The sequence below is a fragment of the Paenibacillus sophorae genome (genome assembly GCF_018966525.1).
In the GTDB taxonomy this organism is placed as follows: Bacteria; Bacillota; Bacilli; order Paenibacillales; family Paenibacillaceae; genus Paenibacillus_AQ; species Paenibacillus_AQ sophorae.
This window is the reverse complement of record NZ_CP076607.1, coordinates 1,591,676-1,608,745: the sequence shown is the minus strand read 5'-3', so window position 1 is coordinate 1,608,745 and position 17,070 is coordinate 1,591,676. Positions and strand designations below refer to the sequence as shown.

11 protein-coding genes are annotated in these 17,070 nt (G+C 50.3%); 4 read left to right on the top strand and 7 right to left on the bottom strand.

What is annotated here, in order from left to right:
• Positions 1-68: 68 nt before the first annotated feature.
• The 6 genes from KP014_RS07550 to KP014_RS07525 all read right to left on the bottom strand — a co-directional run bounded on the left by KP014_RS07550 (position 69) and on the right by KP014_RS07525 (position 7,027).
• A complete protein-coding gene (locus tag KP014_RS07550) occupies positions 69-707 on the bottom strand; it encodes a CpsD/CapB family tyrosine-protein kinase (protein WP_036589954.1) in 639 nt (212 codons plus the stop codon).
• A gap of 10 nt (positions 708-717) precedes the next feature.
• Positions 718-1,476 (bottom strand): YveK family protein, encoded by a 759-nt coding sequence (locus KP014_RS07545; RefSeq protein ID WP_216700474.1) that lies wholly within the window; start codon positions 1,474-1,476, stop codon positions 718-720.
• 216 nt (positions 1,477-1,692) lie between these two features.
• Entirely contained in the window at positions 1,693-2,517 is an 825-nt protein-coding gene (gene trpA, locus KP014_RS07540; RefSeq protein ID WP_246590661.1) for a tryptophan synthase subunit alpha, read from the bottom strand.
• Positions 2,453-3,745, bottom strand: coding sequence for a tryptophan synthase subunit beta (gene trpB, locus KP014_RS07535; protein WP_051499472.1), 1,293 nt, complete (start codon positions 3,743-3,745; stop codon positions 2,453-2,455). Before trpB ends, trpA begins: the two co-directional genes overlap by 65 nt.
• A gap of 20 nt (positions 3,746-3,765) precedes the next feature.
• Positions 3,766-4,731 (bottom strand): sugar-binding transcriptional regulator, encoded by a 966-nt coding sequence (locus tag KP014_RS07530; protein WP_036589940.1) that lies wholly within the window; start codon positions 4,729-4,731, stop codon positions 3,766-3,768.
• Positions 4,732-4,906: 175 nt separating this feature from the next.
• Positions 4,907-7,027, bottom strand: coding sequence for a right-handed parallel beta-helix repeat-containing protein (locus KP014_RS07525; protein WP_036589939.1), 2,121 nt, complete (start codon positions 7,025-7,027; stop codon positions 4,907-4,909).
• 259 nt (positions 7,028-7,286) lie between these two features.
• Here KP014_RS07525 and KP014_RS07520 point away from each other — a divergent pair, with 259 nt between their 5' ends.
• The 3 genes from KP014_RS07520 to KP014_RS07510 all read left to right on the top strand — a co-directional run bounded on the left by KP014_RS07520 (position 7,287) and on the right by KP014_RS07510 (position 14,490).
• Positions 7,287-11,312, top strand: coding sequence for an S-layer homology domain-containing protein (locus tag KP014_RS07520; RefSeq protein WP_090834388.1), 4,026 nt, complete (start codon positions 7,287-7,289; stop codon positions 11,310-11,312).
• Positions 11,313-11,570: 258 nt separating this feature from the next.
• Complete coding sequence (locus tag KP014_RS07515) at positions 11,571-13,094, top strand: nitrogenase component 1 (protein WP_036592630.1); 1,524 nt, start codon at positions 11,571-11,573, stop codon at positions 13,092-13,094.
• 31 nt (positions 13,095-13,125) lie between these two features.
• The gene (locus KP014_RS07510) at positions 13,126-14,490 is read left to right on the top strand and encodes a nitrogenase component 1 (RefSeq protein ID WP_036592631.1); all 1,365 of its coding nucleotides are present in this window, start codon (positions 13,126-13,128) and stop codon (positions 14,488-14,490) included.
• 249 nt (positions 14,491-14,739) lie between these two features.
• On the opposite strand, the gene KP014_RS07505 is transcribed toward KP014_RS07510, so the two are convergent.
• Complete coding sequence (locus KP014_RS07505) at positions 14,740-15,066, bottom strand: hypothetical protein (RefSeq protein WP_216700472.1); 327 nt, start codon at positions 15,064-15,066, stop codon at positions 14,740-14,742.
• Positions 15,067-15,348: 282 nt separating this feature from the next.
• Between KP014_RS07505 and KP014_RS07500 the strand changes: the two genes are divergently transcribed.
• A complete protein-coding gene (locus KP014_RS07500; RefSeq protein ID WP_036592634.1) occupies positions 15,349-17,046 on the top strand; it encodes an ABC transporter ATP-binding protein in 1,698 nt (565 codons plus the stop codon).
• Positions 17,047-17,070: the final 24 nt, after the last annotated feature.

Sequence of the window (17,070 nt, the reverse complement as noted above, 5' to 3'; positions counted from 1 at the left end):
CGATGCTTACGAAACAACGTTCGTCCACTCCCTCCCAAAACAAATCAATCCAGCGGCTGTCACTGTTCCTAACCCCGATTAAGCAAGCTTCCTAATATCCTTACCTTCCCAAAATCCAATAAGCGCTTGGCCTCGAGGGCTTTCTTCTGCTGCGTCTTCCCGCTGCTGACAACCAATACGACCCCATCGCACCGGCCCGCCAGCGCGATAGCATCGGGTGTTTCCAATACCGCGGAGCAGTCAAACAGAATAACGGTGTATTCCTTTCTTGCCCGATCCAGAAATTCCGACATCGCCTGCGAATCAAGCAGATCCGCTGCGCCCGGCAGATGCGACCCGCCGGGAACGATGGACAGTCTCTCAATATCCGTGAGATATACGGATTCCTCAAAATCAATGTTGGAAGCTAATCCATCGGCGAGTCCGGGCCATTGTTTTATGCTGAATACCTGACCCAGAATAGGGTTCCTGACATTGGCGTCCACCAGCAGTACCTTATCTCCCCGCTGAGCGAAGCTGACGGCCAAATTTACGGCGGAGGTCGTCTTCCCTTCTCCCGGCGAAGGAGATGTGATTACGAGGGAGATCTGCTCCTTCTTTCCCGCTGCAATCCGAATGTTATTCCGTATCCTTCTGTATTGCTCGGCAGCAGCCGCTGTGGGACTGTTATGAACAATAAAGCAGCTGTATATCGCCCGTGAATCCAACTTTTTCTCCCTATGAGCCAATGGCTTCACCTCGCACATACTCATTTTTCCGCCTTGAATTGCCGAAAGAATCTTTACGCTGCAATTTAGGAACGACTCCCAGTGAATCTACGCCCAATATCCGTTCAAGATCTCTTTCGGAGCGGAGGGTATCATCCAGTGATTCGAGCAAAAGGGCAAGACCCAAACCAATGACAAGACCGGCTATTATCCCTGCGATCAGCGCACGATTGCTCGGCGGATTGATGGGTGCGGGATTCGGCGATTCTACCGCTTCCGTAAGAACGCTGATTCCGTTAAAGCCCATACGCTTACTCACTTCCTCGGTAAACACGCGCACGACGGCATTGACGATTTGCGGCGCGACGGCAGGGTCCGGGTCAACAACCGAAATGATTGTAATAATGGAATTGTCAACGCTTCCTACACTGATCTGATTGCGCAAGCCTCCAGCCGACCTTCGGATACCCGACTCCTGGATCACGCGTTCCAGAACCACCGGTTCGCGAATGAACACTTTGATTGTGCTCAGCTGTTCCGGAGTAGCTGCGGGAATCATAATTCTTGCCGAAGAAGAGTACAGGGGCACTTCTGGCTGTGAGCTGTACAGACCACCCAGCACGGCGAGAAGGACGGTCGTGAGCAAAATAATCCATAATCTCCTTCTAATAACCGCAGCCCATTCCTTTAGATTAATTTCCTTGACCGGAACTCTGGATGAAGGTGCCTTTTCGTATACCTCGTTCTCATCTTCCACATGTTCACCCACTTTAAAGAATGACTTCAATAAAGAACATTATTCATCAATTTTAGTTCTTTATATAGAACATGTCAACTATTAGTCCTTTCATTCTATGGATATCGTTCGTTTTTATGACCGTTAATCGTTCGTTTACACGCACAAAAAAGAAGCTGCTCCAAAAGCAGTTTTTACTGCTTCAAGAGATAGCCTCTTTTGTTGTTCAATATATAGCGAAACGGATGGTCAGGCCGGAATTATCGTTTGTAAGAAACGCTTAACACCGGAAAGCCCCTCATGCTCCAGTACGTTAAGGAGCTGTGTCCCGATGATCGCGATATCGCATTTGCCCTCTAAAAAGCGCACATCTTGATCGCTTTGGATACCGAATCCTACAGCGATCGGGGTTCTGGCCATGCCGCGGACACGAGTGATAAATGCTTCTGTCTCCTTGCCAAACGAGGTCTTCGTCCCGGTCACTCCCTTTCGCGCCGCACAGTACAGAAAACCGCCGGTTTCTGCCGACAGATAAGCAAGGCGTTCGCTGGTTGTATACGGTGTAACGATCAGAACCGGCTCCACCCTATGCTTACGGCAAGCCTCCATAAATTCATGGCTCTCCTCAGGATAGGCATCCGGCACAATCAGACCCTGAATGCCTATTGCGGCGCACTCTTTAACGAAATCTTCAATTCCATACTGAATGACAACATTATAATAAGTCATGAACAAAAAGGAGAGGCCGGGAAAATCCGTGACCACACGCCCCGCGAATTCCAGGCATTGTTTCGTTGTTGTGCCGCTTGCCAGTGAAGCCTGATTTGCATGTAGAAACACCGGACCATCCGCAATAGGCTCCGAGAAAGGTAATTGAAGCTCGACAAGGTGGACGCCGCTCTCTTGAAACAAACGGATCATTTCGTAATTCGTGTCAAAATCCGGGTAACCGAGAATTTGGTGAGTCATCATTTGTATCGGTTTCCCGGATTGTCTGACCGTTATCCGTTCAGCGAGCCCCATCTTCGAACTGCCGGGCTTTTCTCCGGATAAATGCTTTCCATTCATCATCATTCAATCCCTCCGCTACATTAAAAATATCTTTATCCCCTCGTCCGGACATATTAATTATGAAGATATCAGACCCCGAAGATTCCGTGATATCGTTAAACGCTCCCGCAAAAGCATGCGTGGACTCCAGCGCAGGAATTAGCCCTTCCGTCTTCATGATTATTTCCAGCGCTTCCACTACCTCCGTATCGGTAGCAGCCGTGAACCGCACCCTGCCCCGCTCTGACAAGTCGGCCAAGATCGGAGATACTCCTACATAATCCAGACCTGCGGCAAGGCTGTACGTATCATTCATTTGCCCGTCGTTATTTTGCAGAAAAAGGGTTTTAAAGCCTTGAGCGACGCCGGCTCTGCCCTCACCGTACGCAATCCGGGCCGCATGCCTGCCAGACCCCTTGCCCTGCCCGCCTGCCTCAACCCCCACCAGCTCAACATCATCATGCGGATAGAACGCTTGAAACACACCGAGGGCGTTCGATCCGCCGCCCACACAGGCGTAGACCCGGCTTGGCAGCCTGCCTTCCGCCCGCAAAATCTGTTCCTTGGCTTCTATGCCAATCACGGCCTGAAAGTAAGACACAATGGCGGGGAAAGGATGCGCACCCGATGCGGTTCCCAGAACGTAATGCGTCGTTTCAAAGCTGGAAACCCAGTCTCTCAACGCTTCGTTGATCGCATCCTTCAACGTTCGTGAACCGTAATCGACGGCGATGACTTCAGCCCCCAGCCGTTTCATCCAAAAGACATTGGAATACTGACGTTCCATATCTTCCCGGCCCATATAAATGGTAGCCGAGAGCCCGAGCTTCGCCGCTGCGGTAGCGGTAGCCACTCCATGCTGTCCCGCCCCCGTTTCGGCTATGACGCGCGTTTTCCCCATTTTCTTCGCAAGCATGGCTTGACCGAGCGCGTTATTCAACTTGTGGGCGCCGGTATGATTCAAATCCTCGCGTTTAATATAAATTTTGGCACGGCCGAAATAATCGGTTAGCCGATCCGCATAAGTAAGCGGAGTAGGGCGCCCCGAGTAATCCGCCAGCAGTGAACAATACTCTTTCCAGAACGCTTCATCCTGTTTAATGGCTTCAAAATGCTCCTTGATTTCCGCAAATGCAGGGACAAGGATTTCAGGTATGAACGAGCCTCCGTAATTACCATAGTAACCATTGTCTTCTACAACTGCTTCAGCCGTAGCGGATATCGTTTGAAATATCGTTTTATACTCGGACATTACTATTCTCCTTTCCCGTTTCATTCGATGGATGATGACATGGAAATAACATCTCGCGCCGTCTCCGAATCCGTTACCAGTACATCAATCCATTTACCTTTGAGTGCTGCTGTAATTGCCATGATTTTAGCTGCTCCCCCGGCAATTCCGATGACCGTAGGTATCGCGCGAAGTTCCTGAGCGGTCAAGCCAATCAGCCTGCTGCTGCCCGGGAAGTCGATCACCTGTCCTCTTTCATCCAGAAAGGAAGCGCACAGATTGGCAACAGCCCCCCGCTTTTTCAGAACCGTCATATCCTCCCCGCTAAAGCTCCCCGATTTGACCATGGTCGCCCCTTCACTTACTTCACCGATGCTTACGACCGCTACGCGGCTGCTTCGGGCAAGCTCAAGTACATTTGCAATCTCCGGCTCTCTACGCAACAGCAAACCGGTCTCTTCGTTTGCCACCAATGCAGGCGCATGAAACATCGAGTACTTGGATTTCAGCTTGTTCGCGAAGGCCATAGCATTGGTGCTTGCATGCCAGGCGGCGCCATCCGATCCCCACCCTCCGACCAGGGGGACAAATTGCAGTCCATCCCGTGCGAAGTAATCCGTCTCCTCGGCTGCGCAGCCTATCGTATGTCCTGCCATAACGCCGACTATATCGCCATCCCTCAGTACGGATTCGATCAGAGCGGCGCCGGTTCGGCCCAGCAGGGCAGGAAGCCCGGCAGGTTCTGTCTCAGAAGAATCGACAACCAGCGCGTCTTGAATACCGAAGGCGCCGATGATTGATTTTTCAAGTTCTTGTTCGGCTGAAAACGGGTTATTGATCGAAATACGTACAATCCCTTCATTCTTGGCGACTGTCAGCATCCGGCTTACATGAGGACGGGATATCCCCAGACGTTTGGCGATTTCCATTTGATTCAGGCCTTCCTCGTAATACAGCTGGCAAATCTTCACTAATAACCGGAAGCGATCCTTATTCTTCTCCGTCATAATGCGGGCATGCACATCCCTTCACACTCTATGTACAAATGTTCATATAATGAACAAACGTACTTCACTTCACGAGTATATCGCTTTTTTCCTTATTTTTCAAATCAAAAAGAACCGCCCCATATGTCACTTTAATGACAAATGGAGCAGTTCCTTCGCCCGATCAATATAGACATTACTGCAATATATTATTATTGAATCTATCATTTGCTTTTAGCGAGAGCTTCGCTTTAACAAGAATGTTATCCTCTATCGTATAAGGAGGTGCCCCCACGCCCGCATACTCGGTCGAGATTCCTTTTGCCGGCAGATTGGTTGTAATTTTGTTCTTCCGAATCACCGCGCTCAGCACATCGTATGGATCGTTCCGCTTCCAGTAATCGTTGATTTTGATAAGCTCCGTACTGTTTGAGGCAAGGTTATTGGCATTCACAACATTATTCTCCACAACGGCGCTTCGAGCCGCCTGGATACTGACAGCCTGCGCGCTGCCGGGCAGTTCAAATGTGGAGTTCTTCACCGTCAGATTTAATTGCTTATTCTCTGCGTACAGCAGACCCGCACCTTGGACGTTACCTTTGAAGGTACAGCCGTCAAACACATAATCTCCGGCCAGAACAGCTGAAAGCGTGCCGAACTTCCCTTCCTCGGATGCTTCAAACTGGCAATCTTTATAGGTCCCCGGCGGTAGAGAAAGCCCATATGCGGAGTTATAGCGGGTGATCTTCAGATGATCAAATACGCTTCCGGAAACCGTATTTCCGGTAAAGCTCCGCAGAGCCGGCTCCCCGGTAATCGTGACATTGGACAGGCGCAGAGGGTTCTTGCTGATGCTTAGGCCCGCATCCACTTTTTTCGTAATGTTGATATTGACATTGGAGACCTTGATTCCGTAAGCATCCTTTGCGCTCAAGGCGAGTGTGCCGTTCGTGATCTCCATTCCATCAATGACGATATTCGGCCCTTCGAAATAGGTGATGGAATCATTCAGCTCGTTGTTCCGTAAGGTGACATCGTGATAAGCATAAATGCGCGCACCGTCGAAATGGTTACCGGATACCCAGGCGTTTGTAAATGGCGGGGAGACCGCAAGTCCGATGGCTTCCTTGGAAGCAAAATGATTGCCGTCCACCCATGCGTTCCGGCCGTCATAAAGAATGACATCGTACACGGCGTTGTTATAGAATTGGTTGTTTTTAATCGTGATGTTTGTATTCAGGTAGCCATTCTCCCCATATCCTCCTTCCACATCAATGCCGGATTGCGGCGCTGTTCCCTTTATGTCATGAAATAAACTTCCAGTAATCAGAACGTTGTCTGCTCCGCCGACCGTAATTCCCTGACGCCGGTTGAATGCGGACTCCGAGTTCCGGACGGTAATATTCCGGCTGACGACACGGTTCCATACTTCCAGGTAGCCGCCCTTATACGATGCTTGATTAAATACCAGATGGCAGTAGGCGGCTCCGGTTGGAATAGCCATTTGATCCCGGACCTTGGCCGATATTTTCTTGATAAACTTCCCATTATTTTGGTAGAAATAGACCTCGAATGAAGGCGCCAGTTTTTGGACATTGGAAATTTCAAAGAGCTTCTCCGATTGCAGGATTGGCGCGGTAAGCGGAATCGGCTTTTTGGTGCGCACTTTATTCTTATCGCTCACCGCATTTCCTTTTGCATCGAGCGCTCCGGAAACAAACCATCCCTCATACAGATCCTTAATTAATTTGCCAACGCCGCCAATCGCCATCCCGTCTCCGGTAAAATTAACGGTCTTGACGCCGTCGATCACAACATTTGACGCACCTTCAAGCAAAATGCCGTACCCGTTCTCATGCGTGCCCGCGCTGTGGGGATTATCCTTCTTTGAGAAATCATGCTGCTGCTTATCGCCGCTGTAAGTTCCGCCCTGGAGCGTTACATTGTTGACCCCATAGCCCAAGAACATCGTTTCGTACCGTTCTTTTCCGCTCGCTTCCTTTTGCAGCACGGCGTCATCCGGCATAATAAACATCATATCGCTGACCATGTTGATCCGGCTGTCCTTATCAATCAAGTATGTTCCGGATGGCAGCGTCACCATTTTAACCCCGTCGTTATGCAGACTTCTTAGCGCTTCGTTAATGCCTTTGGTCGTTTCCACGGGATGAGTTCCGTCATTGTAGATATTCCATTTGGCTAAATTAATCGTCGCTTCCGGCGGATTCGGGGAATCCTGGCCATATATCTCCAGCGGCAGCAATCCAAGCAGCACAACGATTATAGGCAGAATGAACTTCCACAATTGTTTGCGCATTCCTGTCCCTTCCTCCTGTTCAAGATTCAATCCGCGCAGCATTCGTTCTTTAAAACGAACTGTCTATTTTAGACTATCATGTTTTTTTTCGAATGGAAAGGCTTAAGTCCTATCTTCAAAAAACGGTCCTTTAGACCCCCCATTTTTCCCTTAATTCGCCCGTTTTTTGTCTTAAAAGCGCAATTGCAAATACCGATAAACTAAATCAGGCAACAATTGCCAATGATAAAATCTCTAAAATTAAGAGAGAGGAATCCTTATGAAGAAGACAGCAGTTCTCCTTATTATGTTTCTTATTGCGGCCATTTTGGCGCCGGCGTCCCCCCAAGCGAAGGCGGCGAGTCCGGCGCTATTCTCCGATATTTCGCCCAAGCACTGGGCCCAGAAAGAAATATCGCGGTTACAAGAGCAGCAGCTTATCGGAGGCTATAATGACGGAACCTTTCGCCCAGACAAGCCGATTACCCGGGCGGAAGCCGTAAAGCTTATTGTGCAGGCAAGCCATATCGAAGTTGACGCGAATGCGGATTCGGACTCGCAGCAGGCTCCTCCCGATGTTCCCTCATCGTATTGGGCTTATCCTTACATCGAGGCTGCGAAGGAGAATAATCTCATTACCGGATATATGGACGGATCGTTCCACCCTGGAGATACGCTGACCCGGGCCGACAGCGCCGTTCTGATCGCACGCGCCTTTAAGCTGGACAGCCAGGGCACAGACACCGCCAGCCGCGTTGCCGATATCGGCAACCACTGGGCCGCCCCTTTCATTTCCAAACTGATCGCAAACGGCATTGCGGTCGGAGACGAGAACGGCAGATTTCAGCCGTCCAAAAAGGTGACCCGCATCGAATTCACCGCTCTGCTCGCGAGAGCGCTCTATCAGGATCTGCGGATCGGCGCCGCTGCCGGCTCGCCGGAGAAATCGGCTGAGCCATCGGCCAGCCCATCCGCAGCAAAGACAGCGGATGTCTCAGCAGGCGGACCGGCTGATGCGGGTTCCGGCTCTCCCGTCGGCGCTGGAGGCGGGGCGCCGATCGGCGGCGGCGGAGGTGCTGCGCCTGCTCCCACTCCTTCGCCATCGCCGCTGCCTTCCGCCTCTCCCGAGCCGGTCACGGGTGCTCCTGCTCCTGAACCGGAGCCCGAGCCGGCGCCGGAGCCCAGCTTGACCCCTGCTCCCGAGCCGACTCCCTCTCCGAGCCAGGCACCCATCCTGCAGGAAGTTTCCGGTTTGAAGCCCTACAACGATGATACCCGGTTGTCATTTACCTGGATCAATCCGTCCTATCCGGGCTTTAAGGCGGTAAACATTTATAAGGAAGGAATCCTGAAGGCAACAACAACCGATGCGTTCTATCAGGAAGCCGGTCTTCTTCCAGGCTCGGTCTACAAGTATGTATTAAAAACCGTGAATATGTCCGGCCTTGAATCCAGCGGCACAGAGCTGCAAGTGACAATGGATCCCGCCAGCCTTCCGTCTCCTCCGGCCGCACTGTCCGCTGCCGCCTCGGATGGCGCTGCGCTGCTGCACTGGACGGAGAATGACGAGAGCGGCATCATTGGCTACAATGTCTATCTGGACGGCCGCCAATATAATACCGCTGCGGTAACTGACGCCACTTACACGCTGGACGGGCTGAACAACGGTCAGAATTATAGTCTGTATGTGACCGCCGTAAACGGCAACGAGCTTGAATCGGAGCCGTCGGTTACGGTAGATGTCACTCCGCAGGCCGTGGACAGCTCGGCTCCCGCTGAAATCAGCCAGGTGAGCGCTGTGGATGATGGCAAATCGGTCACGCTGACCTGGAATAACCCAGCTTCTCCCGACTTTGACCATGTCGATATTTATCTGGATGGCGTACTGATCGGCTCTTCAACAAGCGGAAGCTACAAAGCAGGCGGACTCTTAGGGGAAACGGACTATTCCTTTACTCTCCGAACGGTGGATAGAAGCGGCAATGCATCACAAGGAATTACTCTTTCCATCCGGACAAAGGATATTACTCAACCGGCAGCACCTGTACAGGTATCCGCGGCGGGCGGTCCAAGTAAAGTTTCGGTCTCCTGGGCGGCTAATACGGAGAGCGACTTGGCCGGTTACAATGTGTATGTTAACGGACAGCAAATGAATACAGAGCCTCTCATTCAGAATTTTTACGTGGCCTCAGGCCTGGATTTCGGTACAAAATACAATATCCAAGTGGAGGCCGTGGATACTAGCGGAAACCGTTCGCCCCTTAGCGGCACCGCGTCGGCATCGCCCACGCATTATTTGATTGATCTGGCCCGGTGGGGAATCTATAACGATGGAACACATCCGGTGGAGACGGTTAAAGGCATCAATAATGCACTGGCCTGGGCACATCAGAATGGCATTACGGCAACAACGCTTCCACCTGGAACCTATCTGATCGACAAGGATAGCCGGATCGCCATGGTTGGCAATATGCTGTTTGACCTGCCGATGGATGCGATCCTTCAGAAAGAGACCAACGGCAAGGAAAGATACGATGTCATGTATGTCGGATACGGCGCGAGCAATGTAACGCTTCGCGGCGGAACTTACCTTGGCGACAAGCTGACTCATGACTATTCCCAGAGGGAGCCTCATAATTCAGGCACTCACGAAGGAGGGTACGGCATCTTTGTCGAAGGCGCGGCGAATACAACTATAGATGGAGTTAAAGCGATGTACTTCACCGGAGACGGCCTGGTGCTTGGAGGCTACGGAACGATGTTCAAGGATCTGTATGCCGCCAGCTTCGTATCCGGAGGGATCGACGGCAGCGGTCAACCGCGGAGCGATAGCACAAAAATCCGGACCAAAGAAGGAATTTATTTCACCAATCCCATCTTCAAGACAGAGCGGACCTTTGAAATTTCCAATCTGATAAATCTGCCTGGCGGCTTTACCGTTTATTTCTATCGTGCTGACGGAACTTTCATGATGAGCCAGCCGGCAACAGCCAGACAGACGATGACCATACCCGCCGGTGCCGCCTACTTCCATCTTGTATTCAATAAAGCCTCGTCAACAGGAGCTTACCTGGAAGCCTGGAACCGGACGGTATGCCAAAATACGGTAGTCAAAAACTCTGAGTTCGCATACAACCGCCGTCAAGGAATTACGGTGGGCGGCGCTAACAATGCGCAGATTATTAACAACATTCTGCATGATATGAAAGGAACGGCGCCTCAATCGGGGATTGATGTCGAAGGGGGATTCGGCCAGAACGGAAGCCTGAACACCAGTATTTATATCAAGAACAATGATTTCTATAATAATGCAGCCTATGATGTCATTCTGTACGACGGACATGATGTCACCGTTGAAGGCAACCATATTGCTTCCAAGGGAGCCATCGGTCTTGCCGTCTCCGATTCATTCAGAAATGCCATGGCTGTAAACAACCATTTTGACGGAAGCCGGATTGTCGCTTATCACGACGCCACATTTTTAAATAACCGGTTGAATGATTCCTACACCTACTTCGCAGGGCCCAACGTTATAATCGACGGTATGGAGATCACCAACGGAACACTGTCTGTCAGCGCCAGAACTACCAATGGAGTCAAAGTCTCTAATGTAAATATCAACATTACGAAGAACGTGGATGCGGGCTTTGCTGTCAATGGAAAAGGCATTGAAGCTTCCAATGTTACGATTACCGGAAAAGGAGCGCTCGCCACCTTTAAGGGAAGCACTACGGAGAGCAGCGTGTTCAACAATATCAAGGTGCTGGGCTTTAACTCTGCCTATGGCATGACTTTGCCGCAGGGCACTTACACGAACTCCGTATTTGAAGCGGCGGACGGCAGCAGATTCGGCCAAACGATAGTCGCGAACGGCAAATACAGCTTCGACAATTGCACCTTCACGTCCAACACCACAGGTAACGCGGCGCTTATCGCAAGCCATGCCAATCTGGATCTGAAGATCACGAACTCAAGGTTCAATGTTAAAGGGGATGCTTCAGCGGTTACGGTTGAAACGGCCAATAAAATCGTTCTGGCAAACAACACGGTCACCGCCATGAACCTCACGCGCACCGCCACAGAACTGATCAAGATTAATGATTACTGGAAAAGAAATGATCCGGCGGATGTCCTAAACGCGACGATTACCGGCAATACGATCACTTCCAATATCGCCGCCGTCGGCATTTCCACGATCTATGCGGGGGTAGGAGCACCGCCCTATACCGTAACGAATAATATCCTTAATAAAGCTGTGCTTGCTCTCAAAAGCAATGATGTGCAGAGCGGAAATATTCAGCGGTAAAGCGCGTATCTTCATAATATTTCAAAAAAAGGCGGCCCGGGAATTCTCTCCGGGCCGCTTCTGCTTATCGATAAAGATTGTCCTTTTAAAAATTTTACTTTACAAAATAAACCATAGAATATATTGACAGAATATGAACGTAAATATATACTTTGGTCATTGTATATAATTCCTAGCTATTTAGTATGAAATATTACTGTGACTACTGCCATTACAGATCACCGGGCGTCAAATGGGGTAAGAGAGGATGGATAGCGAATGGGCAAGATCAATTTGAGGTTGACTGAAGTTCAGAATCGCGAGCGGCGGCTCGGCACAATCATCGCTTGGAACGGAACAGCATCGGATCTGCACACGCAATCAGGCTATCAGCAAAGAGGAAGCGGATGTAAAAGCAATAAAGATGGATGCCGGCTGTGTGAAGCCAAAGGTCCTTTCACTCAAGGCTCGGTGTGCAGCGAGCAAATGGTTGAATGTCAGGCAGGCAATGTCAGAGATGCGGTGCTGATCCAGCATTCACCTATCGGCTGCGGCGCCGGACAAGTTCCCTACAATTCAATCTACCGTAATGGATTGGCCATGAGAGGCCATAAAGTCGAGAATATTCGAATTATCAATACAAACCTGCAGGAGACGGATATGGTGTTTGGCGCGCTTGGCAAACTCAAGCAATCCATTGACGATGCATGGGAAAGATATTCGCCCAAAGCCATTTTCATAGGAACCTCTTGCCCTACCGGGATCATTGGCGAAGATATTGAAAGTGTTGCAAGGAAGAAACAAGAGGAGCTGGGGATTCCCGTCATTCCTCTTTTCTGTGAAGGATTCAGATCGAAGCATTGGAGTACCGGCTTTGACGCGACCCAGCATGGCATTTTGCGACAGATTGTGAAAAAAAGCACGAAAAAGCAAGAGGATCTCGTTAATGTCATCAGTCTTTGGGGTTCGGATATCTTTACCCCTATGTTCAAAGAGCTTAATCTAAGAGTCAATTATGTTGTGGATATGGCATCCGTCTCCGATCTCGAGCAATTGTCTGAAGCGGCGGCAACCGTAGGCTTCTGCTATACGCTCTCTTCGTATATGGCAGCGGCGCTGGAGCAGGAATTTGGCGTGCCCGAAGTCAAAGCTCCGATGCCCTACGGATTCGCCGGAACCGATGCATGGCTTCGCGAGCTCGGCAAAGTCACCCATCGGGAAGAGCTTGTAGAGCAGTACATCGCGAAGGAACACGCCAGAGTGAAGCCGAAGATCGCCGAGCTCAAGAAGAAGCTTCAGGGCTTAAAAGGATATGTAGCTACAGGCTCCGCTTACGCCCACGGACTGATTCAAGTACTGAGAGAGCTGGATATTCAGGTAGACGGCTCGCTGGTGTTCCACCATGATCCCGTTTATGACAGCGGCGATGCCAGGGAGGATTCATTGGGGCACCTGATTGAACATTACGGCGAGGTCCCTTCGTTTAATGTGAGCAACAGGCAGCAGTATCAATTTTACGGTTTGCTGCAGGAGGTCAAGCCGGATTTTATCCTGATCAGACATAACGGTCTCGCGCCGCTGGCTTCCAAGCTCGGCATCCCCGCAGCCCCGCTGGGCGATGAACATATCGCGATCGGCTATGAAGGCATCGTTAATCTGGGTGAAGCTATTCTGGACATTCTCGCCCATAAAAAATTTCACGATGATCTGAAAAAGCACGCAAAGCTCCCCTACAAGCAGTGGTGGCTTGAACAAAAAGACCCCTACATTCTCGCCAAGCACCCGGAATTGATCGATGCGTAAACAATGATTTTCATAGAAAAGGAGAACTACCATGGCTGTTACCAAAAATGAGCACGGGCAGACCAATTCAATCAATCAAGTGCGCTACGGCTGTGCCGTTGGAGCCTTGTACAGCGTCGTATCCATTCCGGGCGCCGTTCCCATCGGCCACTGCGGACCGGGCTGCATGGACAAGCAATACACAAGCCTGGCCTTTTACAACGGCTTTCAGGGCAGCGGGTATTCGGGAGGCTCAGTCTCTCCAAGCGTCAATGCCGGTGAGAAAGAAGTGGTGTTCGGCGGCGAGAAGCGCTTGGACGAATTAATTAAATCCACTCTTAAGATCATAGAGGGCGACTTGTTTGTGGTGCTGAACGGGTGCATCGGAGAATTGGTCGGGGATGATGTCGGAGCGGTCGTCAGTAAATATCAGAAGCAGGGAGTCCCCATTGTGTATGCCGAAACCGGCGGCTTTAAGGGCAATAACTTCGTCGGCCATGAGATCATAACGACAGCCATCATTGATCAATACGTTGATAAATTTACGCTTAACAAGGACCACAGGGAAAAGGGGCTGATTAATGTCTGGTCGGAGCTGCCGTATCAGAATACATTCTGGCGCGGGGACTTGTCCGAGCTGAAGCGAATTCTTGAGGGCGCCGGTTTCAGGGTCAATATTTTGTTCGGCGGCAAATCGGCCGGAGTCGAGGAATGGAAGACGATTCCCCATGCCCAGTTTAATCTGGTCGTCTCGCCATGGCTCGGGCTGAAAACGGCCAAGCATCTGGAACAAAAGTACAATCAGCCGTATTTGCACATCCCTGTGTTACCGATCGGAGCGCAGCAAACAGCTGCATTTATTAGACAGGTCGTTGAGTACGCGGGCATTGACCCTGCAACAGCCGAGTCGTTTATCGAGCAGGAAGAAAAAGAATACTATTATTACCTGGAGCATTTCAATGATTTCTACGCCGAATATTGGTGGGGACTGCCGGCAACCTATGCCGTAGTCGGGGACAGCACGTACAATCTGGCCTTAAACAAGTTTCTGGTGAATCAGCTCGGCTTAATTCCAAGGAGACAAATCATCACCGATAATACGCCGGAAAAATATAGAGAAGCCATCGCTCAAGAATATCAAAAGCTCGCTCATGATGTCGCCACCACGGTCGATTTTGTTGAAGATGGCTATATCGTCGGCAAGTTATTGAGAGAGACTGATTTCGGGCATAAGCCCCCGATTATTTTTGGAACAACATGGGAAAGAGACACGGCCAAGGCGCTGAAGGGCAACATCGTCGAAGTCGGATTTCCGGCGTCCTATGAAGTGGTTCTGAACAAAAGCTACATCGGATACAGAGGCGCATTGCAGCTTATTGAGAAAATATTCACTGTCGCTATAAGCGCCAGCGCATAGCTCTTGTCATGGCGCTGCTGATGGAACCAGCCGGGCAATGCTTGCGGAGTGTTCGGTTCTCCCGAAGCCTGCAGAAGGCAGCCGTGCAGAACTTGAAGTAGATGACGATCTTATCTGGATACGTGGAAAAACGGGGATAACCCCCACGTCTCAAAAAGGCGTGGGTTCCCGACAATCTGAGGCGGCCTGGGATTTCTCCCCGGGCCGCCTTTTTTGAGATAGATAAATACTAGTTCAGCCTAATATACCTCAGTAACAATAATACTTCTTCCAAAGCTTATAGGAGTCATGCTTATTGTCCTCCCACCAGTCTTCATCATCGTCATGATCGTCGCCATGATCCTTGCCCTTTAACCAGCCTAACCAATTGTTGGATTCTTTGTCGTCTTTGTAGGATGCGGACCCTCCCCTATCGAACCAGGAGGAAAACACATTGCTCAGTGAAGAGAAAAAAGAGGTTGCATATGAGGCGTTGTGCTTCGCTTCCGCCGAACCTGAGGATGCATAGGCAGAAGCAGGCAGCATCATCACGCTGACTAGCAGCACAATCAGTGTAAGCCGGGCGTATTTCTTCATGCACGTTACCATATCTTCATTATCCTCTCTTTCCAAGAGTCTAATTACCTAAAAAACAGTTCTCTATAAAGAATATAATGGAACTACTATTTTGTAAATACAATCAATGAATTGCAAAATATCATGCTTGATTTTTGATCTATCTTTGATAGACTCACCTTAAGACTACAGACACCCCCAACTAGCAGATGTTGTTTCTTCTAGCGAACTCTCCCGCATCACAGACTTTCCTGCTCACTCTAATACTTGTTCATTAATCCGGCAGATTGGAGATCATTCCATATGAAAAAACTAAGACATCTCTTAAACACCGATATTTACCGATGGCTGAAACAGTGTATGACGGGAAAATGGGGCGCGCTGTCCGTTATCATTATTCTAAATGTAATCATTTCATTAAGCGGCACCGTTCTTGCCATTGTCTCGAAACAGGTGATTGATCATGCCGTACAGAACAGTGTGCGCGTCAGCGGCATATACGCAATCGCTTTTGCCCTGATTCTGATCCTTCAGCTAGCTCTTTCATCATTGCTGACCCTGAGAACCGTGAAGCTGAGAGAGGCTATGAACAATGATTTGCAGCGGAACTTTATGGACCGGCTGTATAGGGCAGAGTGGAGCGCTGCCGGAAAATACCACAGCGGCGATCTGTTGACGCATCTGACCAACGATGTTGCCAATGTCACCGACGGCTTGATTAACACCCTGCCGAGCATCATCTCCCTGATTGCCCAGTTTGCGGCGGCTTTCATCACTTTGCTTTATTTTGACAAGACGCTGGCTCTGTTCGCCTTTCTGCTTGGACCTGTGTCCGTGCTCATCAGCTGGTATATTGGCAGCAGACTGAAGAAGATGCAGCATCAGATTCAGGCCGCTGAAAGCCGCTATCGTTCCCTGCTGCATGAATGCGTCCAAAATCTGCTGATCGTCAAGACGTTCGAGCATGAACAAGACAGCCTGCAAAAAGTACAAGCATCCCAGCAGAACCGGCTGTTCTGGATACTTAAACGCACCCGGTTTAATGTGGCCGCAGATTTGACCATGGGAGTCGGATACCGGCTCGGTTTTTTTCTCGCTTTTATTTGGGGGGCATACCGCATATCTATCGGAGCTGCCAGCTTTGGCATGTTTACCGCTTTTTTGCAGCTTGTGGGACAAATTCAGGGACCGCTTGAAGGTCTGGCCCGTACGTTCCCTGTCCTAATCGCCATGATCACATCGACGGAACGGCTGATTGTCTTTCAAAAATTGGAGTCGGAGAACAAGAGGGAAAGCCTTCCTGCCATTCGGGACGGCATATCCGGTCTGCAAATGGAGCATGTAGTATACGGCTATGAAGCAAATAAGCCGATTCTTACCGGTGTTTCTCTCCGCATTCAGCCCGGCGAGCTGATCGCTCTCATCGGCACCTCGGGCGAAGGCAAAACCACCCTGCTTCGGCTGCTGCTCGCGTTAATCAAACCTCAGACCGGGGATGTCTGCATTATCGGCAAAAATCATGAACGGATCAGCCTTTCCGCTGATACAAGGTCTTATTTTTCCTATGTTCCGCAGGGCAATACTTTATTCTCCGGCACGATTGCGGACAACCTGCGGATCGGTCATCCCTCAGCTACCGAGGAGGAAATAAACGCAGCCACCCAGGCCGCTTGCGCCCGGGGCTTTATCGAGAAGCTTCCCCAAGGCATTCATACGGTTATCGGCGAGCACGGCTCCGGCTTATCCGAAGGCCAGGCCCAACGAATCGCGATCGCCCGCGCGCTGCTGAGGCCGGCGCCGATCCTGCTTCTTGATGAAGCGACATCTGCGCTTGACATGGACACGGAGTGGACCGTCCTGCAAAATATCCGGAATTTTCAGCCTCCGCGAACATGCATCGCCATCACCCACCGTCTATCCGTATTTGATGTGTGCGATCACATCTACCGCTTGTCCAAAGGCCAACTGTTCGAACAAAAGAAGGAGCTTGTTACTCACTGAGAGTAGCAAGCTCCTTCTTTATAA

Bases quoted from the DNA above. Each gene is read 5' to 3' on its own strand.
- KP014_RS07525 (WP_036589939.1), bottom strand. From the start codon at position 7,027: ATGCGCAAACAATTGTGGAAGTTCATTCTGCCTATAATCGTTGTGCTG.
- KP014_RS07530 (WP_036589940.1), bottom strand. From the start codon at position 4,731: ATGACGGAGAAGAATAAGGATCGCTTCCGGTTATTAGTGAAGATTTGC.
- KP014_RS07515 (WP_036592630.1), top strand. From the start codon at position 11,571: ATGGGCAAGATCAATTTGAGGTTGACTGAAGTTCAGAATCGCGAGCGG.
- trpA (WP_246590661.1), bottom strand. From the start codon at position 2,517: ATGATGATGAATGGAAAGCATTTATCCGGAGAAAAGCCCGGCAGTTCG.
- trpB (WP_051499472.1), bottom strand. From the start codon at position 3,745: ATGTCCGAGTATAAAACGATATTTCAAACGATATCCGCTACGGCTGAA.
- KP014_RS07505 (WP_216700472.1), bottom strand. From the start codon at position 15,066: ATGAAGAAATACGCCCGGCTTACACTGATTGTGCTGCTAGTCAGCGTG.
- KP014_RS07500 (WP_036592634.1), top strand. From the start codon at position 15,349: ATGAAAAAACTAAGACATCTCTTAAACACCGATATTTACCGATGGCTG.
- KP014_RS07510 (WP_036592631.1), top strand. From the start codon at position 13,126: ATGGCTGTTACCAAAAATGAGCACGGGCAGACCAATTCAATCAATCAA.
- KP014_RS07520 (WP_090834388.1), top strand. From the start codon at position 7,287: ATGAAGAAGACAGCAGTTCTCCTTATTATGTTTCTTATTGCGGCCATT.